Genomic DNA, 4,143 nt, shown 5'->3' with positions numbered 1-4,143 from the left:
CGAGGCGGCGCTCTCCATCCAGCCGACCAGCCAGGCGCTCGCCTCGTGCAGCGCGCTGCGCTTTTCCGCGGAGAGCATCAGTTGAACATGATAGCGGTTCTGGCGGCGTTCCATCGGGGCGGGAACGGGGCCCAGGCAGTGCACCGGCGACTGGCGTTCGGCGAGCCACTGGCGGACGGCGTCGCCGGCAGCTTCCGCGGCCTGGCGGGCATCCTCCTCGCGAGAGGCCTCGAAACGCGCCAGCGCCAGGTAACGGTAGGGGGGCAGGCCGGCGAGGCGCCGCTCCTCGAGCAGCTGGTAGGCCAGCGCATCGTAGCCGCTGTCCGCCAGCAGCCGCAGGTTGGGGTCGTCGGGATGCAGCGTCTGGACCAGAACGCGACCGGCCCGGTCGGCGCGACCGGCACGACCGGCCACCTGGACCAGCAACTGGGCGCTCTGCTCGAGCGCGCGAAAATCGCTGGCGTAGAGACCGGCGTCGGCATTGACCACCACCACCAGCGTCACGTGAGGAAGATGGTGCCCCTTGGCCAGCATCTGGGTTCCAACCAGCAGGCTCGGTTCGCCGCGTCGAATCTCGGTCAGCAGCTGGTCGAAGGCTTCCTTGCGCCTTGTGCTGTCACGGTCGATGCGATAGACCGGGGTGTCGGGGAACAGAGTGGCGAGCGTCTCCTCGCTGCGCTCGGTACCGGCGCCGAGCGGTCGCAGGTCGGCACTGCCGCAGCTCGGGCAGGCGTCCGGCTGCGGCTGCTGGTGTTCGCAGTGATGGCAGACCAGGCGCGGCGGCTGACGATGGAGCGTCATCCGTGAGTCGCAGTGGCGGCACTCGGCAATCCAGCCGCACTGATGACACGCCAGCGACGGCGAGAAGCCGCGTCGGTTGATGAAGACCAGCACCTGCCCCTCGGCTTTCAGTGCCTGACGGATGGCGTCGATCGCCGGCGGGATCAGCCCGCCCTGGCGCTGCCGCCCCCGCAGGTCGACCAGTTCGAGCTTGGCCGGGGCGTGGCGGCTGGGCCGCTGGGTCAGACGAAGATGTCGATAGCGTCCGCTGCGCGCCTGGGCCAGGCTCTCCAGCGACGGGGTGGCACTACCCAGCAGGATCGGTACGCCATCGCGGTGGGCACGGGCCATCGCCAGGTCGCGGGCGTGGTAGCGCAAGCCATCCTGCTGCTTGAACGAGCCGTCGTGCTCCTCGTCGACGATGATCACGCCGGGTCGCGCCAGCGGCGTGAAGATGGCGGAGCGGGTACCGATGACGATCGGCGCGCGCCCGCTGCGGGCGGCCTCCCACGCATCGAGGCGCTCCAGATCGGTGAGGCCCGAGTGCAACGCCACGACCGGTGCGCGAAAGCGCTTGCGAAAGCGCGACAGGGTCTGCGGTGTCAGGCCGATCTCGGGCACCAGCACCAGCGCCTGACGGCCCTGGCCCAGCACCGCCTCGATCAGTTGCAGGTAGACCTCTGTCTTGCCGCTTCCCGTGACGCCATGGAGAAGGCAGGGGTGAAAGCGGTCCAGTCCTTCGTGGAGTGCCGCGAGCGCGGCGGCCTGTTCCCGGTTGAGCGGCAGAGCCGGCTCGGCGAGCAGCGCACCCGACCAGCCTTCGCTGGCGGTCAGCGGTTCACTGGTGCAAGTGACCAGCGACTTGTCGAGCAGCCCCAGCAGCAGCGGGCGCGCATACCCCTGCGCGGTGATGGCGGAGGTGACCATGCCGTGGCGATGCTGGGCCAGCAGCCGGACCAGTTCGCGTTGGCGTGGTGCGCGGCTCAAGGCATCGAGGGCGGCGGCCTCGGGAGCGTTCAGCTGCCACCGCTCGCGGCTGCGTGCCTCGAGCGGTCGTCCCTGGCGCAGAGGCCCGGGCAGCGCGTGATGCAGCGTATCGCCCAGCGAATGTTGATAGTAGCGGGCGGTGAATTGGCAGAGCCATAGCCAGTCAGCCGGTAGCGGCTCGTCGTCGAGCCGTTCCGTGATCGGTTTCAGTTGGCTGGCCGGCAGTTCGCTCTCCATCGCGCACTCCATCACGATCCCGACCAGATAACGTCGCCCGAACGGAATCTTGACCCGCAGGCCGGGGCACCAACCGCCGGCAGGGGGCTGGCCCGCGGGGCGATAGTCGAACAGTCGCCTCAGCGGCGTGGGAACGGCGATACGAAGAATCCGAGGCACGGGCGTTGCCGCGCTCCCGGGGGCGGTACTGGAATCTGCCAATTGGCCTCCGTGAACAATTCTGCTAAAATGCGCCGCCTTCCGACGTAGGGTGCGTCTCTTATCCGTGATATCGCCATCGCCAGACGATGCGGGTTACGGGATTCTAGGCGGGCCGGTCGCGCGGGAGTGAACCGCGATTCCCTATCCGTGTACGGTGCCTGGCAACAGATCAGGTGGCGGTACACCGCAAAGCGAGGCTTCACGATGAAACAGTCTATTCATCCCGAATACAAGACAGTCACGGCGACTTGTTCCTGTGGCGCGACCCATTCGATCGGCACCACGGCCAGCGAAGACTTCCACGTCGACGTCTGCTCGCAGTGTCACCCGTTCTACACCGGCAAGCAGAAGCAGGCGACCACCGGTGGCCGCGTCGAGCGTTTCAACAAGCGCTTCGGAGCTGCGGTTCGTCGCGGTTGAGATCGCGTCACGCCGAGAACCGAACGGTTGTCGAGAAGCCCGCCTTCATGGCGGGCTTTTTCATGCCCGATCGCCGGATACCGTTGCCGCAAAGAGGGCGGGCCCTTCAGGCCGGGCGTCAGCGTCCGAGGCGATGGATAAGGGATGTTTTATGGCTGGGTGTCCAGGTATAAGTGTCGCCAAATGCATCGAAGTGATTCAAACAGGCACTTAAAATTCGCGAAAGAAGGGAAAAGGGTGAAAGTTGTATGGGTTGCCTTTTTTCTATAATCTGGCGCGACTCCATGGCACGACGATGCCGAAATACCTCACCCTCCATCGGGAAATCTCTCTCATGAGTGACGATAAAAGACAGGCGGCGCTCGATTATCATGCCAAGCCGATTCCGGGCAAGCTGTCGGTCGAACTGACCAAGCCGACCGAAACCGCCAAGCATCTGTCGCTGGCCTACAGCCCCGGTGTCGCGGAACCGTGCAGGGAGATCGCCCTGGATCCGGAAAATGCCTATCTCTACACCGGCAAGGGCAATCTGGTGGCCGTCGTCTCCGACGGCAGCGCTATCCTGGGCCTGGGGAATCTCGGTCCCCTGGCGAGCAAGCCGGTCATGGAGGGCAAGGGAGTCCTGTTCAAGCGCTTCGCCGGCATCAACTCGGTGGATATCGAGGTCGAAGCCGACTCCGCCCAGGCCTTCATCGATACGGTTGCCAACATCGCCAACACCTGGGGCGGGATCAATCTCGAGGATATCAAGGCGCCGGAGTGTTTCGAGATCGAGGCGGCGCTCAAGCAGCGCTGCGACATCCCGGTGTTTCACGACGACCAGCATGGCACCGCGATCGTGACCGCCGCGGGTCTGCTCAACGCCCTGGAGATCGCCGGCAAGACACTGGCGACCGCGCGTATCGTCTGCCTGGGGGCGGGATCCGCCGCCATCGCCTGCATGAAGCTGCTGATCGAGTGTGGCGCCAGGGCCGAGAACATCTTCATGCTGGATCGCAATGGCGTCATTCACAGCGGTCGCAGCGATCTCAACCAGTACAAGGCCCAGTTCGCCACCGAAACGCCGCTGCGTACGCTGGATGAGGCGATCGAGGGTGCCGATGTCTTCGTCGGTCTTTCCGGACCGAATCTGTTCAAGCCCGAGCAGCTCGAGAGGATGGCGGCCAACCCGATCGTGTTCGCCTGTTCCAATCCGGATCCCGAAATCCATCCCGATGTCGCCCGCGCAACCCGCAGCGACGTGATCATCGGCACGGGGCGCTCCGACTACCCCAATCAGGTCAACAACGTACTGGGGTTCCCGTTCATCTTCCGCGGCGCGCTGGATGTGCGGGCCACGGCCATCAACGAAAAGATGAAGATTGCCGCCGTTCATGCGTTGAAGGATCTGGCGCGCGAGCCGGTGACGAAAGAGGTGCTGGATGCCTACGAACTCGATTCGCTGGAGTTCGGTCGTGGCTACATCATCCCCACGCCGGTGGATTCGCGTCTGCTGGAGAAGATTCCGGCGGCGGTGGC

General features: G+C 65.3%; 3 protein-coding genes. 2 read left to right on the top strand and 1 reads right to left on the bottom strand.

Translation table 11 applies throughout. From position 1 onward, the window contains the following. Positions 1 to 2,205: primosomal protein N' (locus DOM45_RS19930; protein WP_205909520.1), on the bottom strand; the 2,205-nt coding region annotated here is incomplete at its 3' end. Between the two features lie 204 nt (positions 2,206 to 2,409). On the opposite strand from DOM45_RS19930, the gene rpmE reads away from it, so the two are divergent. Both rpmE and DOM45_RS19920 read left to right on the top strand, forming a co-directional pair. Further along, entirely contained in the window at positions 2,410 to 2,625 is a 216-nt protein-coding gene (gene rpmE, locus DOM45_RS19925) for a 50S ribosomal protein L31 (RefSeq protein ID WP_110603446.1), read from the top strand. A 334-nt stretch (positions 2,626 to 2,959) separates the two neighbouring features. Next, a partial coding sequence (locus DOM45_RS19920; protein WP_110603445.1) for a malic enzyme-like NAD(P)-binding protein occupies positions 2,960 to 4,143 on the top strand: 1,184 nt, incomplete at its 3' end.

Source organism: Salinicola lusitanus, assembly GCF_003206045.1.
Lineage (GTDB): Bacteria > Pseudomonadota > Gammaproteobacteria > Pseudomonadales > Halomonadaceae > Salinicola > Salinicola lusitanus.
The sequence above is the reverse complement of the archived record's forward strand: the minus strand, read 5'-3'. Positions and strand labels throughout refer to the sequence as shown.